Annotated in this window: 17 protein-coding genes and 2 pseudogenes; 13 read left to right on the plus strand and 6 right to left on the minus strand. The window is 60.6% G+C overall.

Annotation, left to right across the window (positions count from 1 at the left end):
- The first annotated feature begins 23 nt into the window (after nucleotides 1-23).
- The 3 genes from BN2503_RS15130 to BN2503_RS15140 all read left to right on the plus strand — a co-directional run bounded on the left by BN2503_RS15130 (nucleotide 24) and on the right by BN2503_RS15140 (nucleotide 3101).
- Nucleotides 24-1022: a DNA-binding protein gene (locus BN2503_RS15130; RefSeq protein WP_054257480.1), complete on the plus strand. Its 999-nt coding sequence runs from the start codon at nucleotides 24-26 to the stop codon at nucleotides 1020-1022.
- 72 nt (nucleotides 1023-1094) lie between these two features.
- Nucleotides 1095-2642, plus strand: coding sequence for a hypothetical protein (locus BN2503_RS15135; RefSeq protein ID WP_139235484.1), 1548 nt, complete (start codon nucleotides 1095-1097; stop codon nucleotides 2640-2642).
- A gap of 135 nt (nucleotides 2643-2777) precedes the next feature.
- Nucleotides 2778-3101 (plus strand): H-NS histone family protein, encoded by a 324-nt coding sequence (locus BN2503_RS15140; RefSeq protein WP_054257482.1) that lies wholly within the window; start codon nucleotides 2778-2780, stop codon nucleotides 3099-3101.
- Nucleotides 3102-3164: 63 nt separating this feature from the next.
- Here BN2503_RS15140 and istA read toward each other — a convergent pair.
- Nucleotides 3165-3719: pseudogene (gene istA, locus BN2503_RS15145) on the minus strand (IS21 family transposase); the annotation flags it as partial.
- A 53-nt stretch (nucleotides 3720-3772) separates the two neighbouring features.
- Nucleotides 3773-6739, minus strand: a complete 2967-nt coding sequence (locus BN2503_RS15150) for a Tn3-like element ISPa38 family transposase (protein WP_003100881.1) — start codon at nucleotides 6737-6739, stop codon at nucleotides 3773-3775.
- A 158-nt stretch (nucleotides 6740-6897) separates the two neighbouring features.
- Between BN2503_RS15150 and BN2503_RS15155 the strand changes: the two genes are divergently transcribed.
- The 8 genes from BN2503_RS15155 (at nucleotide 6898) to BN2503_RS15180 (ending at nucleotide 10161) form a co-directional block, all read left to right on the plus strand.
- The gene (locus BN2503_RS15155; protein ID WP_001247892.1) at nucleotides 6898-7188 is read left to right on the plus strand and encodes a nucleotidyltransferase family protein; all 291 of its coding nucleotides are present in this window, start codon (nucleotides 6898-6900) and stop codon (nucleotides 7186-7188) included.
- Nucleotides 7185-7571: a HepT-like ribonuclease domain-containing protein gene (locus BN2503_RS15160; RefSeq protein WP_003100872.1), complete on the plus strand. Its 387-nt coding sequence runs from the start codon at nucleotides 7185-7187 to the stop codon at nucleotides 7569-7571. The genes BN2503_RS15155 and BN2503_RS15160 overlap by 4 nt, the downstream gene beginning before the upstream one ends.
- 15 nt (nucleotides 7572-7586) lie before the next feature.
- Entirely contained in the window at nucleotides 7587-7760 is a 174-nt protein-coding gene (locus tag BN2503_RS20735; RefSeq protein WP_003154411.1) for a hypothetical protein, read from the plus strand.
- A 47-nt stretch (nucleotides 7761-7807) separates the two neighbouring features.
- Nucleotides 7808-8164 carry a cupin domain-containing protein gene (locus BN2503_RS19545; protein WP_003465043.1) on the plus strand — a complete coding sequence of 119 codons (357 nt, stop codon included), beginning with the start codon at nucleotides 7808-7810 and terminating at the stop codon, nucleotides 8162-8164.
- 254 nt (nucleotides 8165-8418) lie between these two features.
- Complete coding sequence (locus BN2503_RS15165; protein ID WP_003100858.1) at nucleotides 8419-8745, plus strand: hypothetical protein; 327 nt, start codon at nucleotides 8419-8421, stop codon at nucleotides 8743-8745.
- A complete protein-coding gene (locus BN2503_RS15170) occupies nucleotides 8742-9242 on the plus strand; it encodes a hypothetical protein (RefSeq protein WP_003100856.1) in 501 nt (166 codons plus the stop codon). The genes BN2503_RS15165 and BN2503_RS15170 overlap by 4 nt, the downstream gene beginning before the upstream one ends.
- A complete protein-coding gene (locus BN2503_RS15175; RefSeq protein WP_003100853.1) occupies nucleotides 9239-9610 on the plus strand; it encodes a hypothetical protein in 372 nt (123 codons plus the stop codon). The genes BN2503_RS15170 and BN2503_RS15175 overlap by 4 nt, the downstream gene beginning before the upstream one ends.
- Nucleotides 9604-10161, plus strand: a complete 558-nt coding sequence (locus BN2503_RS15180) for a recombinase family protein (protein WP_004118524.1) — start codon at nucleotides 9604-9606, stop codon at nucleotides 10159-10161. The genes BN2503_RS15175 and BN2503_RS15180 overlap by 7 nt, the downstream gene beginning before the upstream one ends.
- A 103-nt stretch (nucleotides 10162-10264) precedes the next feature.
- On the opposite strand, the gene BN2503_RS15185 is transcribed toward BN2503_RS15180, so the two are convergent.
- The 3 genes from BN2503_RS15185 to BN2503_RS15195 form a co-directional block, all read right to left on the minus strand.
- Nucleotides 10265-10609: a helix-turn-helix domain-containing protein gene (locus tag BN2503_RS15185; protein WP_054257483.1), complete on the minus strand. Its 345-nt coding sequence runs from the start codon at nucleotides 10607-10609 to the stop codon at nucleotides 10265-10267.
- Nucleotides 10610-10622: 13 nt separating this feature from the next.
- Nucleotides 10623-11966: a type II toxin-antitoxin system HipA family toxin gene (locus tag BN2503_RS15190; RefSeq protein ID WP_054257484.1), complete on the minus strand. Its 1344-nt coding sequence runs from the start codon at nucleotides 11964-11966 to the stop codon at nucleotides 10623-10625.
- Nucleotides 11967-12115: 149 nt separating this feature from the next.
- Nucleotides 12116-13687, minus strand: coding sequence for a Fic family protein (locus BN2503_RS15195; RefSeq protein ID WP_054257485.1), 1572 nt, complete (start codon nucleotides 13685-13687; stop codon nucleotides 12116-12118).
- A gap of 149 nt (nucleotides 13688-13836) precedes the next feature.
- On the opposite strand from BN2503_RS15195, the pseudogene BN2503_RS21455 reads away from it, so the two are divergent.
- Nucleotides 13837-13896, plus strand: a pseudogene (locus BN2503_RS21455) (hypothetical protein); the annotation flags it as partial.
- A gap of 119 nt (nucleotides 13897-14015) precedes the next feature.
- On the opposite strand, the gene BN2503_RS15200 reads toward BN2503_RS21455, so the two are convergent.
- Nucleotides 14016-14882, minus strand: coding sequence for an SIR2 family NAD-dependent protein deacylase (locus BN2503_RS15200; RefSeq protein ID WP_054257486.1), 867 nt, complete (start codon nucleotides 14880-14882; stop codon nucleotides 14016-14018).
- 267 nt (nucleotides 14883-15149) lie between these two features.
- Between BN2503_RS15200 and BN2503_RS15205 the strand changes: the two genes are divergently transcribed.
- Nucleotides 15150-15818, plus strand: coding sequence for a nuclease-related domain-containing protein (locus tag BN2503_RS15205; RefSeq protein ID WP_054257487.1), 669 nt, complete (start codon nucleotides 15150-15152; stop codon nucleotides 15816-15818).
- The last annotated feature ends 129 nt before the right edge of the window (nucleotides 15819-15947 follow it).

A 15947-nucleotide genomic window follows, 5' to 3' on the forward strand; every position in this document is an offset into this window, starting at 1 on the left:
GTTATACGTTGTATTATTTAAAAATGAGCGAAGAATCCGAAATCCAAGCCGAAGTTGAAGCCCTGCGGGAGCGTTTCAGCGATACGAAAGCGCTGTACCGCGAGGTGTGCGCGTTGCTGTTTTTCCGGTACGGCATCACGCCCACCGCGAGCAAGCTGTATCAGCACGTGCGAAAAGGCTCCATGAGCGCGCCGGCCGAAGCATTGGCCAAATTTTGGGAGGACCTACGCGGCAAAGCTCGGGTGGAAATTGACCACCCGGACCTTCCGGACGCGTTGAAACAAGCTGCAGGCCAGGCGGTCAGCGTGCTGTGGACCCAGGCAACGGAGTTGGCGCGCGAGGAGCTAGCTGTCCTGCGCGTCGAGGCACACGCAGAGGCCCAGAGTGCACAGGCAGGCCTGCAGGAGGCTCTGCAGCGAAGCGCCGTCCTGGAGACCCAGATACAGACCGCACAGACCATAGTCACCGAACTGGAGACCCGAGCTCAGGCCCTTGCTGCAGAGCTTGAGCAAGAACGGCGTGCGCACGCTGCGAGCACAGCGAGAGGTGAGGCTCTGTCCAGGCAGGTGGATGAGCTGAAGCAGGAGCAATCGAAGAGCAGGCAGCATTTCAGTGCTGAACTTGACAAGGGGCGTGCGGCCATCGATGAGGCGGCCTCCCGTGCGGCCGAGGCCGAGCGCCGCGCGCTTCGTGAAATTGATAGGGAGCGCACCGCTCGAACGCAGGTTGACAAGCAACTGGAGCAGCTACGGGGCAAGTTCGCAGAAGTGGAGCGTGATCACCATGCCAAGGTCCTGGAGGCCAACGCAGCCCAGACACGATTGGCCGCAGACCTGGAGAGCGCACGGGCTTCGCTGACCGAGAGCGCCCGCGTGAACCAACTGCAAGGCGTTGAGCTACAGCAGGCACTGCAGGCAGTGGCGCAGCACAAAGCGGAAGCTGACACCCTGCGCGCAATGGTGGCGCAGTTTCAACCACCGCCCAGGCCCGCTCGCAAGAAAAAACCGATGGACGGCCATTGATTGCTTGCACGTCGGCCGTCAGTCGGCGAAAAAGCTCCACACAGTATCTGCATACAAACTAGCGACGATCTAATGGCACGCGACGACTTCACGAAACCGACCAAGAATCAGGCTTACCAGCGGGCGGCAGGTCGTTGCTCCAATCCCGATTGCCGCGCCACCACCTCCGCGCCAGTGGGCGAAGTTGACTTCTCCAATGTGGGGGTCGGCGCGCATATTCATGCGGCATCGCCTGGGGGGCCGCGTTATCTCGCTGCAATGACTGCAGAGGACCGGCGCGGCTTTGGCAACATCATCTGGCTATGCCAGACCTGCTCGACGATCATCGACCGAGATCCCGACTCGTACCCTGCAGAAACGCTCAAAGCATGGAAAACATCGGCTGAGGCAAGGGCTCTGATGGAGCAAGGCAAGCGGCTTCCCGATGAAAAGGATATCTATCGCATGGCGGCCATGGCCATGGGCACCCGAACGCCTGGGTTTTATCCAGAAGCCATAGGCAACGTGCACAAAGCCTTGGTCGATCAATTGGAAGCGGTGGATCCGAGGTTCACTGTTTCAACAGCGTACTCGGGCGGCAACACAACGATTACCGTGGGCGCGAAAGAGACCGTGTCTTTTTCCATCAAGATTGCACAAGAATCGGCTGATCTCTGGCGCAAGGGCCTTCAGGCGTCCATTGACGAGGGCCGTGAAGCGACGCTGCCCCTCGATGGGGTCGTGTTTGAAGGATCAAAACTCTTCGATGTGCTGCACAAAGATGCCGACCTAGCATCGATAACGATCATGCCGATGGCACGTCCAGCCGTGTTGAAGATACTTGCGCCCCAGATCGAACCGGCAATTTTTGAAACCATTGGTGGTCAACTAACAGCTGGGCGCAAGCAAATCCGATTTGCAGGCGCTGGATGTGGCGGTCTTCTGGACGTGGAATTAGCTTTCACCCCAACGAATCGCAATGATGTTCACTCGGTATCGACTCTGACTACCAACTTAAAAGCGTGGCAAGGAAAAGAGGCTGCCAACCCTCCCTACTTGGACGTCCTTATCAACCTGCTTGACGCAATTCTTGATCCATCCGCGTCTGTTACGTTCGTCTTGGAAGTCGATGGAAATCAAGCTGCAGCGGGGAAGTTTCATATACCAAAGCATATAGAGGCGATGAACGAGACCCTCGCATTTGCTCACTACGCAAGACGAGCCAGAAATGTGCTTAGATACCTCAGGAAAAGTGCGCCGATCGATATTTTCGAGAGCATTTCCACTGACGATCATCTGGCCCTGGCGCGAGTCAGCGATATCGTTGAGGGCAAGCTCTCCTACCAGCGCTCTCAGATCACCGGTTCACCGACGATGACTGTCGCGTGTACTGACGGGGGTAAGTCACTGATGGAGGTCGTGCGCAACGGAGAGTTTTCAGTTCTGCAGCAGAAAGAACCCGCATCCATGGTCACCATCTATGGGAAGCAATACGAAGTCCCTCCGACCACAAGCTATTACTCGCCTGTGAAACTGCATATCCTGAGCAAGAAGAAAAAGAAGGAGTGCATTGACTTTCGTCTGCGAATCGAAATGGCAGACAACTTCACAAGCCAAACGGTTTTCGATGTACAGCATTGATAGGAGTTCGCTTTTGAAGCTCGGTTGCCGCTAGATCGTGATCAGCCAGCTACGAGGCCGCTCAGTGGGTTAGCCCTCTATGATGCGGTCCAATCGCTCCAAGAGAGGTGTTCGGTGCCAAAGACGTTGAGTCAAATGAGGAAACGCCTGGAAGAGGCGATGAGCCAGGCCAACGACGCGGAGGAGATCATTCCTCTTTTGAAGAAGGTCATTGCTCAATACGAGTTGATGCCCGGCGATCTGTTTGATCAGCCCTATCAAGCGCCAAAGTTAGCAGCTCAAGAAAACGCTAAGACGCGAAGTACGGAGCCACAGTTACAGGCGGTCTACCAAGACGGCAATGGCAACACCTGGGCGGGGCGCGGGCGACGGCCAACGTGGCTGAACGAAGCGCTTGAACGAGGGCACACCCTAGAGAACTTCAAGGTTCCGAGCAAACGCGTGAGTCGAGCTAAGTGATTGATATCACTTGATTTTTTGCGGGTGATTTCAGGTTTTGCTCAAAAACCGAGATTACCCCTAGATGCCACGGCGTGCCACGCCACCCAGCGCTGCAAAACTGCGGGTGTGCGCATCGAACAGCATCTCGTGGCCTTGGCTGGGGTAGGCCACCAGCCAGAAGGCCCCACTGGCACACAGCTTCATGTGCGAGACCTGCATGCGGTAGTACACCCCGCCCACCAGCAAGCCGTCTTCGCTCCAGTCGAACTGGAAGGCCTCGCCAAGCTCGAAGGTCAATGGCACGAAGGCCTTGCAGGCCGCCTGTTGGCCTTCACCTTGGCGCCACTTGCGCATGAAGTCCGTCACCCGCGTGTAGCCACCTTCGTAGCCCGCTGCCTTGATCTGCGTGAACAAGGCCTTGGCCGTGCGCCGCTCATTCTTGGGCCGCTTGGCATCGGCCTTCAAGGCTTGCTTGAGCTCCGCCTCGTGCGCCGACAGCTTGGTCGCCTTCGCCGCCTCCCGGCGGTACTTGGGCTCGACCGGCTGCGCCTCGTCCAGCCACTTGGCCACCGTGTTCCTCGACAGCCCCGTCTGCCTCGCAATCTCTCTCTTCGTCTTCTTGTCCCGGCGGTGCATCCGCCTGATCTTGCCAATCAGGGGTCGTCTCAGAAAACGGAAAATAAAGCACGCTAAGCCGGTTGCAGCGGCCGTAGCGGCCTGAACTTGCCCGCGCCGATCTTGGCGCTGCTGCGCCAGAGGTAATCGCCGGTCAGGTTGATGTGCTCCCAGCCGAGCGGCGACAGGTACTGCAACAGGCCGTCATCGACGGCTTGACCGTGGCCACGCAAGGCGTTCGCGGCCCGCTCCAGATAGACCGTGTTCCATAGCACGATGGCCGCCGTCACCAGGTTGAGGCCGCTGGCCCGGTAGCGCTGCTGCTCGAAGCTGCGGTCGCGGATTTCCCCCAGGCGGTTGAAGAACACGGCGCGGGCCAGCGCGTTGCGCGCCTCGCCTTTGTTCAGCCCGGCATGCACGCGGCGGCGCAGCTCGACGCTTTGCAGCCAGTCCAGGATGAACAGTGTGCGCTCGATGCGTCCCAGCTCACGCAGGGCGACGGCCAGGCCGTTCTGGCGCGGGTAGCTGCCAAGCTTCCTGAGCATCAGCGAGGCCGTCGCCGTGCCCTGCTTGATCGAGGTGGCCATCCGCAGGATTTCATCCCAATGGGCGCGGACGTGCTTGATGTTGAGCGTGCCGCCGATCATCGGTTTCAACGCCTCGTAGGTGGCATCGCCCTTCGGGATGTAGAGCTTGGTGTCGCCCAGGTCACGAATGCGCGGGGCGAAGCGGAAGCCCAGCAGGTGCATCAACGCGAAGACGTGGTCCGTGAACCCTGCCGTGTCGGTGTAGTGCTCCTCGATCCGCAGGTCGGATTCGTGATACAGCAGGCCGTCGAGCACGTAGGTCGAGTCGCGCACGCCGACGTTCACGACCTTGGTGTGGAACGGCGCGTACTGGTCGGAGATATGGGTGTAGAACGTCCGCCCTGGGCTGCTGCCGTATTTCGGATTGATGTGGCCGGTGCTCTCGGCCTTGCTGCCGGTGCGGAAGTTCTGGCCGTCCGACGATGACGTGGTGCCGTCGCCCCAATGCTCGGCGAAGGGATGTCGGAACTGCGCGTTGACCAGCTCGGCCAGTGCCGCCCCGTAGGTTTCGTCGCGGATGTGCCAGGCTTGCAGCCAGGCCAGCTTGGCGTAGGTCGTGCCGGGGCACGATTCCGCCATCTTGGTCAGGCCCAGGTTGATCGCGTCGGCGAGGATCGTGGTCAGCAACAGGTTTTTGTCCTTGGCCAGGTCGCCTGACTTCAGGTGGGCGAAGTGCCGGGTGAAGCCCGTCCATTCGTCTACCTCCAGCAGCAATTCGGTGATCTTGACGTGCGGTAGGATCATCGCCGTCTGGTCGATCAGGGCCTGTGCGGTATCGGGCACCGCCGCATCGAGCGGCGTGATCTTCAGGCCCGACTCCGTGATGATGGCGTCCGGCAGCTCGTTGGCCAGCGCCATGCGGTTGACGGTGGCGAGCTGCGTTTCCAGCAGCGTCAGCCGGTCATGCAGGTACTGGTCGCAATCGGTGGCCACGGCCAGCGGCAATTCGCTGGCCTGCTTGAGGCTGGCGAATTTCGCGGGCGGCACCAGGTAGTCCTCGAAGTCCTTGAACTGGCGCGAGCCTTGCACCCAGATGTCGCCGGAGCGCAGCGCGTTCTTCAGCTCCGACAGCGCGCACAGTTCGTAGTAGCGCCGGTCGATGCCGGTGTCGGTCATCACCAGCTTCTGCCAGCGCGGCTTGATGAACTCGGTCGGCGCGTCGGTGGGCACCTTGCGGGCGTTGTCGCTGTTCATGCTGCGCAGCACCTCGATGGCGTCGAGTACGTCCTTGGCGGCGGGCGCGGCCCGCAACTTGAGCACGTCGAGAAATTCCGGCGCGTAGCGGCGCAGCGTGGCGTAGCTCTCGCCGATGCGGTGCAGGAAATCGAAGTCCTCGGGTTGCGCGAGCCGCTGCGCTTCGGTGACGCTCTCGGCGAAAGCATCCCAGGACATGACGGCCTCGATGGCGGCGAACGGATCGCGGCCCGCTTGCTTGGCCTCGATCAGCGCCTGGCCGATGCGCCCGAACAGCCGCACCTTGGCATTGATCGCCTTGCCGGATGCCTGGAACTGCTGCTGATGCTTGTTCTTGGCGGCATTGAACAGCTTGCCCAGGATGCGGTCATGCAGGTCGATGATTTCGTCGGTGACGGTGGCCATGCCCTCGATGGCGAGCGCCACCAGGGTCGCGTAACGCCGCTGCGGCTCGAACTTCGCCAGGTCGGCGGGCGTCATCTGGCCGCCCTCGCGGGCGATCTTGAGCAGCCGGTTCTGGTGAACCAGCCGCTCGATGCCGGAGGGCAGGTCGAGCGCCTGCCACGCCTTGAGGCGTTCGATGTGTTCCAGCATGTGCCGCGAGTTCGGTTTGACCGGGGATTGCCGCAGCCAGGCCAGCCACGTCGTCTTGCCGTTGTCGCGGCGCTTGAGCAGATCGTCGAGGCGACGGCGATGCACGTCCGTCAGCGGCTCAGCCAAGGCGTCGTAGAGACGCCGGTTGGCGCGGGTAATCGCTTCGGCGCTCGCCCGCTCGACGGCGTTGAGGGCGGGCACAATGACCGACTGCCGCCGCAGGTGCTCGATCAAGGCTCTGGCCAGCACGATGCCCTTGTCGGTTTGCATGGCCAGCTCGGTCAGCAACTGGACAGCCTGCCGGTAGTGGCCAATCGTGAACGGCTGGAAGCCGAACACCGTTTGCAGCTCGACCAGGTGCTCGCGTCGGGTCTGCTCACGCTGCCCGTACTCGTCCCAGCTTTCGATGCCGACCTTGAGCTGGTTGGCGACCAGTCTCAGCAATGGCGGGAACGGTGGCTCATCAGCGCCAAGGATGACGCCGGGAAAGCGCAGGTAGCAGAGCTGCACCGCGAAGCCCAGCCGATTGGCCGGGCCGCGCCGCTGCCGGATGATGGAGAGGTCGCTTTCGCTGAACGTGTAGTGACGGATCAACTCATCCTTGGTGTCCGGCAACGCCAGCAGGCTTTCGCGCTCGGCGGCGGAGAGGATCGAACGGCGGGGCATGCGGTTTCCTTCTTCTTGAAAACGTAGGTTTGTGACAAGCCCGCCAAGGCAACCGGCGCGGCACGGGAATCAAGGCATTGCGATTCTCGAAAATAGTTCTTGAAATTCTATTCTTGATTGCATATCATCTCAACGAGTTTCGATAAGAAAGGATGCGCATGCGACCGTCTGTTGTGCTTGACATGAAGCGAAGCGCAGTGCGTGAAGCGGTAGGCCGCTTTCGCGCCGCGAACCCGCGCGTCTTCGGCTCGGTGCTGCATGGCACCGACCGGGATGGCAGCGACCTCGACCTGTTGGTCGATGCGCTGCCCGGTGCCACGTTGTTGGACTTGGGCGATTTGGAAGAAGAACTGAAATCGCTGCTCGGCGTTGACGTCGATCTGCTGACTCCCGGCGACCTGCCGCCGAAGTTCCGGGCCAAGGTGCTCGCGGAGGCGCAACCGATATGAGCGAGAACCGCCTGCCCGATTACCTCGACCACATTCAGCAGGCCGCAACCGATGCGCGCAGCTTCGTGGAAGGGATGGCCAAGGACGACTTCTTGGCCGACAAGCGCACCCAGCAGGCCGTCATCATGAGCCTGATCGTCATCGGCGAGGCGGCCACAAAGGTGATGGATGGCTACGTCGAGTTCACCCAGGCGCATGCCGACGTGCCGTGGCGCAGCATGCGCAATATGCGTAATCGCATGGCTCACGGCTATTTCGACATCAACCTCGATGTGGTGTGGGAGACGGTACAGGAATGGCTGCCGGCGTTGCTCCAGCAATTGCCCGCCGTGCGTCAGGATGCCGACGATGAAGACCGTAACGACAAAGGCATGGAGCCATGACCAATCAAGCCGCCGATGTTCGGCCCCTCTGGCGTGTTCGATCCCGCGACCTATGAGCCGCGCTCGGGCAAGACCTTCTGGATGGCCGCAACGGACGTGAGTTCGCTGGTGGGCAAGGAGGCAGCAGCCGACACGCTCATCGGCAACTGCACGACCGCACGACCAGCCTCCCGTTCAAATTCGAGTTAGAACTCATATCCAGCCTGTCTGGGGGCACTGTGAAAGAGGGATCTCCGATGACTGTTGAATCGAGAATATTTTCTGTAGCCGAGTATGTTCAGCCGTCCGAAGGCGAGCCTATTCGTTCCGTTGTGCTTGAAACCCGAGACTCAATTATCGTGGTTTGGCATGTCCATCCCGGGCAGGAAATTGCGGCTCACATTCATCCTCACGGCCAAGACACGTGGACTGTTTTGTCGGGAATGGCTGATTACTTTCAGGGCAATGGGATTGTTCGTGCCCTCAGGGAAGGTGAGATAGCCGTGGCAAGACCGGGCCAAGTGCACGGGGCGCGAAATACAGGTACCGAGCCATTTGTGTTCGTCTCGGTTGTGGCATCAGCCAATGCCGGTTTCGTATTGGCTGAGCGATAGAGCCCAATCTCTGGAGTTGGTCCAATGAGCGGTCGGGGAGATAGGTAACAGACATGCAGCGGACACGGCTGCTAAACCAGGTCGCAAACCTCCTTGCGTCGCAGCGTGCCGCAAGCGACGCGATCAATCGAATGGGGTCGGCATGAGACTGAACACCATCCAGTTCCCGACCGCGTAGCCGCCTGTCCTGCCGATCAGGTCTTGACCATCGACGCCTGGGATCAGTCCTGAATGTTCTTGGAGACCACTACGTTATGAGCCGCAGCCGCCGCAAAACACCCATCGTCGGGCACACGACCTGCGGCAGCGAGCGCGAGGACAAGAAGCTCTGGCATCAGCGCTGGCGCACCCGTGAGCGCACGGCGCTGACCAGCGCGTCGCCCGAAGCCCTGAGCGCCCATCTGCCCCTGCTGGAAAACCAGGCCAGCAGCGTCTGGTCGATGGGCAAGGATGGCCGCTCCTACTGGCCCGTCAAGCGCCAGGCCGCCACGGCGGATCGCATCGCCAATCACAAGGGACGCAACCCGCAAGAACGCGCCTCCCTGAAAAAGCGCCTGCTGCGCAAGTGGATGAGCAAATGAAGCTCTCCTTCCATCAGCACATTGCGCTGTTCTGGATGATCGGTGCTCCGGGCGTCTTCGCGCCCGTGATCGAGAACGCCAAGCGGCCCGATGCCGGCGCCGTCATGGCGTGGGGTGTCGCGATCGTGGCGGTGATGATCCTCTTCACCCCTTTGCTGCTGCGCTGTCCACCATTCCGGCGCTGGTATGGCCGGACGGATGCGCTGTCGGAGCGGCAGCGCCAGGCGCTTGCCGAGCGCGGCCTGCGCCGCTACTACCAGACCGCTTTCGATGACGGCTACGTGCCCCGCGTGATGCCCTACGTGTGGCGCATCATCTGGACGGTCGGCGGGTTGATGGCTGTGACCGCCGTACTGCCTACCAACACCGGACGGCCAGCCTTCGATGCCTTGGTGGTCTTCTCGACCTGGTATCCGATAGGCGTGATGCTGCTGGTTTTCGCGTCGAGGCCCCTTGGCCGGTTGATTCGCCAAAGAGCACAGGAGCGGCGGAAATGAGCACGTCAACCATCGAGGCGCTGGCCAGCGCCTGGGCAAGGATTGCCGAGGAAGCGGAATTCCCCGCTGACTACGAGGGGACTGCCACACCACAAGCGCATCGGGCTAGCGAAGCTATTCAGGAGCAGATTCGGGAGCGCATCGTCGCCACCAACGACATGCGGCTGTTCAGCCTGCTGCACCTGCTGGGTCAGGCGTCGCTGCGCATGGAGCAAGCGCTGTGGCCGGAGGATTACGAGCGGATGACGCGCGAGGTTGAGGAAGCCCTGCGGCAAGCCACCGACGCCAACGCCAGATCGTACACCCACGAAGAAGTGATGCAGGCGATGCAGGAACGCATCGACCGGGCGCGAGACAAGCCATGTTGATTGGCTATGCGCGCGTCTCGACGCAGGATCAGAACCTGGAGCTGCAACGCGAAGCCTTGAGCAAGGCCGGATGTAAAAAGGTCTTCGAGGACAAGGTGAGTGGCACGCGGGCAGACCGGCCTGGCTTGGCCAAGACGCTCGAAATGCTGCGCGAAGGCGATACTTTGGTCGTCTGGAAGCTCGACCGGCTGGGCCGGTCGGTCAAGCAACTGGTCGATCTGGTCGGCGAGCTGCACAAGCACGGTGTCCAGTTCAGGAGCCTCACCGACTCCATCGACACCGGCACACCATCCGGGCGGTTCTTCTTCCACGTCATGGCGAGCCTTGCCGAAATGGAGCGCGAGCTGACCGTCGAGCGCACCCGCGCCGGGCTGGAAGTCGCCAAGCAGCTCGGCCGCAAAGGCGGCCGCAAGCCGAAGATGACCGACAGCAAGATCGAGTCGGCCAAGAAGCTGCTGGCCAGCGGGGTGCCGCCCAAGGACGTGGCCAAGAACCTCGGCGTGTCCATTCCGACGCTGTACCGCTGGGTGCCAGCCTCCACGCACGCTTAGCGTGCTTTATTTTCCGTTTTCTGAGACGACCCCGGAAAGGTTCAGAGGGTTTTTTCCTGCCGGAAATTTCTCCAGCATCTGACAAGCTTGGCGGTTCGACGGCCTACGCCCCGTCCTCAGGCCCCTCCGCGGACTCGGGGGCCGACGCGGCACGAAACTCGTCGTCGTGCAACACGCGGACAACACCGAGCTTGAGTCCGAGCACGCCGAGGACCCGGTTCATTGTTTGGACCGTTCCCTCGCTTTTCTCGCGCTCAATGTCTTGCAGCGTGCGAAACGATATTCCCGCCAACTTAGCCAGCTCTGCCGTGGTGAGATGCATCGTCTTCTTCAGGTGACGCACGGCCTGTGGCAGGCTCCATTGCGGATTCGCCAGCACGTCGTTGATAGCCTTCTTTCTCAGTTCCAGCTGCTGAGGCAGGGTCAAGGTTTCGTATCGCTTGTCCATGACGGCGTCCAGTTCAGTTCAGCGCGGTCAATCGCTGGACTTGCGCCTCGATTCCGAGCTTGAGGTGAGCGTGCACCGCCGGTTCCAAGCCGAAGTCAGTACCGTGGGCTGCAATCTTTTTCAGAGGCTCCGCCATCGAGCGCAAGCCCTCAACCAATGCCGGTCGGCACACCTCGCGCAACGCATATTTTTGCGCAGAAGGCATCCGCTTCTCATCCCTCAGAGTCTGTGCCATCTCACACACCTTGTCGATGACCCTGCTCCAGTCCGGAGCGCCGCCGTCATTGCCCTCCCATCGGATGCGACGGGCGATGCCGTCAGGGTGGAGGTACATTGGCGCGAAGTCGTAGAGGGGGGTCAGGCGGATACCCCCACTGAAGTCGCGCTGGACTGCGGTATTTCGTGCGTGGTTGTCTTTGTTGCCCAGAGCCAGGTTGGCCACGTCCCGCTTGATGTACTCAAGCACTTCCGTAAGAGGGTGGGTGCATTGCCGTAGCAGCTGCCGGCATACTTCGTCATGGCTGGGTACCGTATCGAAGCCAGGGTTGCCCGTCAACGTCGCGATACTCTCTTGCCCCAGGCGAAGAACACCCTCGCCCGTCACTTGGCGGTCGAACCGGGGGATGAAAAGCGCTCGCTTGAGCAGCACGAGCTCCGCATGCACGCGAAGCCCCAGCATTCGAGCCAACGCCATATAAGGGGCTTCATGCCGCAGGATGGACGCCAGAGCCTCGTTGCTGCCCCGTCCGAACTTGACGATGTAGTGCTCCCGCGCCCGCGCATCCTCAAGCGTGTGGTCCAGGTACAGCAGCCCGTCCTCTGCTCTCGTGAGCAAAATCTTGGGCCACTCACCCTGCACCCCAGAAGAGCCGGCCACGAACAGGCCGTGCGAGGCCAGGTACTCAGCGAAGTCATCTCCCCGTTCGGCCACTTCATCGTCTGTGAAGCCCCGTAGCGGACCAGCATTCGCGGCCAGCCAGCTCGCGGCCTCCTTCACGCGCAGGTTTCCTACCGAGTTGCCCGCACCCGCGAGCAGCAGCCGCCAGTCCACGCTTTCCCCCGCCGTTGCAGGTAGGCCCAATTTGCGGAGAAGCTCTTCTCGCCCAAAGCCCTGCGGCAGCATATCGATAAGGAAAACGGGCCAGTGCGAATGCTCGAACTCTTGGAGACCCACTGGGAAGCGACAGGCGAAGGCATGAGCGTCTCGCGCTTTGCCGTGTTCGATAGCCCACTCCACCGAGTAGCCGGTATACGTCTTGCTGCGCCAGCCTTGTGCTTCGGTGCCCAGCAGGCTGACGCTTCCCACGTCGCACCAAGCACCGTTGGCGAACAGTTGGAGGGTGCAGTTTGCATTCATTTGCACAGAATAATATCACTATTAAAGTTGTGTGGCTTTTTATATGTGATAGAAATCTGTGCAATTGATTCGGGACCAGGCTGTGGCTTCCAACCTGCTTCATCAACACTTTTGACCAACGCCTAGCTACTGACCAGGCCTGCATAAGTTCATCGAGGCACGACATCCAGGCGTGGCACCACCGCGTCATCGTCGTCGTCATCGTCGGGCAGCAGCTCAAAGGCATTGAGTACCGCGCGTTCAACGCGCTTGGTCAGGTCATCGTTGCTGAAGACCTCGGGGTACGTCTTCCGCAGCTTGCCGGTGACCTTCATGTTGGTCACCAGGGATCGGATGATCGTCGCATAGTCCTCGTCGCGGCCCTCGATGATTTCCTTGAGGCTGTCACGCGCGCTGTCGTAGCGCAGCAGGTAGACGGCCTCCTCCTTGAGTCCGTGCTGGATTGAGTGCCGGATCACGTCGACCAGGTACTCAGATTGGACAGTAAGGTCGGCATAGCGCCAAGTGGCCAGACCACGGTTCCAGTCGACCACGTGCAGATTGGACTCGACACCATCTTCATATTGCACCTTCGCGCCGAACTTGCACACCGAACGCATTCGGTCCATGAGCGGCCGCGACAGTTGCTCCAAGGCGGTGTCGTAGGCGGCGCGCCGCATGGCGTTCTCGCTGATTACCGCCGAGACTGGCAGGATCACTGGTGCAGGCAGGAAACCATCGCGCCGAAGGATGTCGTTGATCAGGAAGCGCGAGAGCCGGCCATTGCCATCACCCAAAGGGTGGATGTAGACGAAGCCAAAGGACAGGGCCGCCGCGCGCAGCAGCGGGCTTTGCCCACGGGTGCGCTGCTCGAGCGAACGCAGCCCTTCCATCATCTCGGCGACCATGTCATGGTGCGGCGCCAGGTAGTCGATCACGGGCTCGAAGAGCGAGTTGGTGTGCCCGACAAAAACCGGGGACCGGCGAATGCCTAGCCTGGCGCCCACCATCTTCTCTCCCATGATGGCCCGCTGAATCATCAGCATCCCCTCTTCCGTGAGGGCAGAATTGATCTCGCCGCAGTGCGTGCTCATGGCGCGCGCCAAGCGGCTGATGCGGTCCTCTTCCTTGCTTTCGGACTCAATGGCAAAGCTAGCCTTGCTCTCCTTGATGGTTAGCCAGTTGACAGCACGCTCGATCGTCTCGAGCCCGAAATGATCGACCATGCTGTTGATCTCAGCGCGCAGTGGCAGCGGATCAGCTGGCCCCAGTTCCCCAAGGTTGACCATCGGGCAAAAGGCCCTGGTGCCCGGCAAGTTGTTGTTGATGCGCCAGCGGCGCACCTTGTCTGGCACCGTGGCGGTGAGGTATTGGGAGCCGTCGAGCAAGTCGACGTAGTTCCCGCCGGCGGCGCCCACCCCGTCGAGTATGGAGTTCGTGAGCCATTCGTAGAGGAAGCCGCAGCGGCGCGCGTACGCGCCCGTGGGCTCTTCTAGGGCCCATTTTGCGATGGGCTCGGGTCCGGTGACCTCGAAGAGTCGGTTGAGAAAATCCAGCTCGACTCCCTCATACTTGAGTGCAAACGTCAGGTGCGCACTCAGCGTTGCATCCGGCCGGTAGTGTGTCGGGTACGTTTCGACCCTGATGCCATTGGACGCCGCGCTGGAGCGTGCCGAGCCGATGACGCTGCGAACCCTGAAGGGCTGCACGGGAGACACGTCGTACGCCTCCGACAGCCACATATATCCAGCGTATCCATCTCTATTTTGCATACGGCGCCTTTAAAGCGATTATCAGCGCGATTTTTGCTGTCAAAACGTTTACGGTCAACGGCGTACTGCGCTGCCGGCTCATCCCGGCGAGCAGTCCGAAAGGTAGAGCAGGTCTTGGAATGCGAGCGTGGATTTGCTGCCACTGCGGCGCGGTGCATGACCGCGACGTCAACGCAGCTCGCAACATCCTCGCGCTCGGGCATGAGCGTCTCGCAGAGGAATCCTCTTCCGAGCTGCGTAGCGATTTGGTTGGAGAGGATGTCATTTCTCTCGAGTCGCAGAACGGTAGGGCCACGCGTTACCCAAACGGAGATCCCAGCACTTCTGCCATCAATGCCAACCCCTCTGCGGCGCCCAGTGGCAGGCCCACATCCCGCTTTGTCGGCACATCACACTCGCCGGGATTCAGGCGAATCAGTCGGCCGCCATGCTCTTGGATGACTCGGTGGCTGAAATGACGCACTGACGGAATGGTTGTGCCGGCACCCACTTCGATGACCACCGGGCGCTTCGTGTTTGAAAGCCATCGGTCTAGGCGAGCTTCCTGACCCGCACTGCGGTGTTCAATCCATCCTGAATCGTTGAACATCAATATGTTTGGTCGTGCCATCCCTCCACACCGTGGGCAAACGGGCGGCAGGTTGCGAAGCCGGCAGTGCTGATCATCGACGTCCGGGATGAAGTCATCGGCACGCCATATCTCCTCGCAGCAGGGCTCGAGACACTGCAGGTGGTGGATGGATCCGTGGCACTCGTGAATCAGAGCAGGATCGAAGCCTGCTTTCTGGAATTGCCCATCGACGTTGCTGGTGAATACGGCCACACCATGTGACAACCGCTCCCCCCAGCGCTTGAGCATCTCGAAGCCACTGTGCGGCCTTGTTCGACGGTACAAAGCCAGCCGATGCCCGTAAAACCCCCAGGCCACCTCGGGCGAGACATGGAACGCCTGCGGAGACGCGATGCTGTAGAAGTCCAAGCCCGCATGACGCAAAGCCGGATAGGCTCGCCAGAAGCCGTCCTTGCCACGGAAGTCGGGCAAGCCGGAGTCGATGCCCATGCCGGCCCCTGCGGCGACGATGATGGCGTCGGCTTGTTCGATCAAGGCTGCGGCCAATTCAATCGCTGCCTTCTTGTCCACGGCTTGGTTTGCAGTGTTGTGCATGGTGAGAAGTTTGTGGCTGCCGCACGGCGTTGGAACAGAGTATGTGGTCTCTGCAGCCTCATATTGGATGTTGAATTGCCCCCTGGTCCCTCAATGCGCAGGTGTGAGAAGCCCTGAGGATGCCGGTTTCAGTGTAGTAGGCTTCACATTCTGAGAATCTCCGGTAGAGGTTGTGCTGTGCGTTTCATTTTTGCGCCCGATGTCCACATTGACAGCCCCCTGGTGCGCGATCGTCTCAACCTCGTTCGTCTTGATTGATCGGTGACCATGGCACATCTGATTCCGGATATCCGTTCTTTCAAACCGCTCACACCTGGCGAGCACACCGAGCGAGACATCCTGCAGCAGCTGGAGAGAGGTCTGGCAGACAGCTACACGGTGTTCCATCACCTGTATTGGGCAAACGCGCGACCACAAGGCGACCAACACGGCGAGTTGGATGTGGTGGTCATGAACCGTGCTGGTGATCTCGCAGTCTTGGAGATCAAAGCGGGAGAGCTCGATATGAGCGCCCAGGGCTTGTTCAAGCAACACGGTGAGAAAATTCAGGACGTGGGCGTCCAGGTTCAGCGGCAGTTCAGCAACTTGCAAGCCCGTGTCCGCCAGCGAGGCTGGGGCATCCGTCTCTTGCACTTCCTCGTGCTGCCACACCACCGCATTGAGCAATGGGATGACACGATCCAGTTTCCGCGAGAGCGGATCATTGATGCGCAGGCTTGCGAAGATTTGCCGGGAGAGATCTCCCGAACCCTCAGCCAAGGTTTGGATGCGCCGGCCGTGCGCAGTCAGGTACACGACTTCATGCTCGATCAACTGGGCATGCAGTTGGATGTCACTGCCTTGTCAGGACGGTTGAGCCACCAGGTTCGCTCGCTTTCCGGCGGCTTGGCGACTTGGGTTCCGAGGATCACGGAGGGTGTGCAGAATTTTGTGTAAACGGTCAATCCAACGCCGACGCAAGTCGGCCTGTCCGTAAGCACCATGAGTACCAAGAAACACGACGTACCCGAAGAACTGCTGTCTGGCCTGCTGGCTAACTACAAGAAGCCTGAAGACCTCATCGGC

Source organism: Paenacidovorax caeni (assembly GCF_001298675.1).
Lineage (GTDB): Bacteria > Pseudomonadota > Gammaproteobacteria > Burkholderiales > Burkholderiaceae_C > Paenacidovorax > Paenacidovorax caeni.

Coding starts and splice junctions, on each gene's coding strand:
- BN2503_RS15200 (WP_054257486.1), bottom strand. CDS start 14,882: ATGCACAACACTGCAAACCAAGCCGTGGACAAGAAGGCAGCGATTGAA.
- BN2503_RS15150 (WP_003100881.1), bottom strand. CDS start 6,739: ATGCCCCGCCGTTCGATCCTCTCCGCCGCCGAGCGCGAAAGCCTGCTG.
- BN2503_RS15175 (WP_003100853.1), top strand. CDS start 9,239: ATGAGCACGTCAACCATCGAGGCGCTGGCCAGCGCCTGGGCAAGGATT.
- BN2503_RS15140 (WP_054257482.1), top strand. CDS start 2,778: ATGAGGAAACGCCTGGAAGAGGCGATGAGCCAGGCCAACGACGCGGAG.
- BN2503_RS20735 (WP_003154411.1), top strand. CDS start 7,587: ATGTTCGGCCCCTCTGGCGTGTTCGATCCCGCGACCTATGAGCCGCGC.
- BN2503_RS15130 (WP_054257480.1), top strand. CDS start 24: ATGAGCGAAGAATCCGAAATCCAAGCCGAAGTTGAAGCCCTGCGGGAG.
- BN2503_RS15185 (WP_054257483.1), bottom strand. CDS start 10,609: ATGGACAAGCGATACGAAACCTTGACCCTGCCTCAGCAGCTGGAACTG.
- BN2503_RS15160 (WP_003100872.1), top strand. CDS start 7,185: ATGAGCGAGAACCGCCTGCCCGATTACCTCGACCACATTCAGCAGGCC.
- BN2503_RS15205 (WP_054257487.1), top strand. CDS start 15,150: ATGGCACATCTGATTCCGGATATCCGTTCTTTCAAACCGCTCACACCT.
- BN2503_RS15135 (WP_139235484.1), top strand. CDS start 1,095: ATGGCACGCGACGACTTCACGAAACCGACCAAGAATCAGGCTTACCAG.
- BN2503_RS15190 (WP_054257484.1), bottom strand. CDS start 11,966: ATGAATGCAAACTGCACCCTCCAACTGTTCGCCAACGGTGCTTGGTGC.
- BN2503_RS15170 (WP_003100856.1), top strand. CDS start 8,742: ATGAAGCTCTCCTTCCATCAGCACATTGCGCTGTTCTGGATGATCGGT.
- BN2503_RS15195 (WP_054257485.1), bottom strand. CDS start 13,687: ATGTGGCTGTCGGAGGCGTACGACGTGTCTCCCGTGCAGCCCTTCAGG.
- BN2503_RS15155 (WP_001247892.1), top strand. CDS start 6,898: ATGCGACCGTCTGTTGTGCTTGACATGAAGCGAAGCGCAGTGCGTGAA.
- BN2503_RS15165 (WP_003100858.1), top strand. CDS start 8,419: ATGAGCCGCAGCCGCCGCAAAACACCCATCGTCGGGCACACGACCTGC.
- BN2503_RS19545 (WP_003465043.1), top strand. CDS start 7,808: ATGACTGTTGAATCGAGAATATTTTCTGTAGCCGAGTATGTTCAGCCG.
- BN2503_RS15180 (WP_004118524.1), top strand. CDS start 9,604: ATGTTGATTGGCTATGCGCGCGTCTCGACGCAGGATCAGAACCTGGAG.